The following is a 711-nucleotide window of genomic DNA, read 5'->3' as shown; positions in this document are numbered from 1 at the left end:
TCGTCGTAAGCGGCCAGGGGGTCCAGGCCGTGCTCGCGCAGGCGCTGCTCCAGGTCCCACAGCGAGGCCTGGCTGATGAGCTGCGCGGGCAGCGCGCTGCCCTCGGCGCCCTGCGCCACGGCCAGCGGCAGCGAGGCCACGGCGCCGGCGTTGCCGTGCAGGCCCCGGTGCAGCCGCGAATCGAGCACCAGCGCGCCGCCCACGAAGGTGTCCATGAACAGGTACAGAAAGCTCGGGATGTCGCGCCCCCGGCCCTGGAGCAGTTCGGCCACGCAGGCGGCCACGGTGTCCCGGGCGAAATGCACGGGCAACTCGGTCAGCCGCTGCACCTGCGCGGCCAGGTCGATGCGGTTCCAGGCCTGCGACTGCGCCGCAGTCAGTCCGAGCATGCGGTGCCAGCCGCCCAGCTGCAACGGCGCGGCAACGCCCACGCCGACCACGCGCGTGCGCAGCGCTCCCAGACCGTCGAGCAGCCGGTTCAGATGGCGGCGCATGGCGGGCAGCAGCAGGTCGGTGTCGGGGAAGGCGTAGTCGAGCACGATGCGCTCGCGCAGCTGGCCGGCAAAGTCCAGCAGCATCCATTGCGCGCTGCGCCGGCCGATCTGGATGCCGATGGCAAAGGCGCCGTCGGGGTTCAGGCCGATGGGCACCGAGGGCTGCCCCACGCGGCCGCGCACGGGCGCCTCGCGGCGCAGCAGCTGGTCCGCGTCG

At 73.6% G+C, this 711-nt stretch carries 1 protein-coding gene; it reads right to left on the bottom strand.

Annotated elements, in window-relative coordinates; all coding sequences use genetic code 11:
* A partial coding sequence (locus VTU_RS0124620) for an ROK family protein (RefSeq protein WP_010110456.1) occupies window positions 1-711 on the bottom strand: 711 nt, incomplete at both ends.

The sequence above is a fragment of the Verminephrobacter aporrectodeae subsp. tuberculatae At4 genome, from assembly GCF_000193225.1.
Taxonomy (GTDB): Bacteria; Pseudomonadota; Gammaproteobacteria; order Burkholderiales; family Burkholderiaceae_C; genus Acidovorax; species Acidovorax aporrectodeae.
The sequence above is the reverse complement of the archived record's forward strand: the minus strand, read 5'-3'. Positions and strand labels throughout refer to the sequence as shown.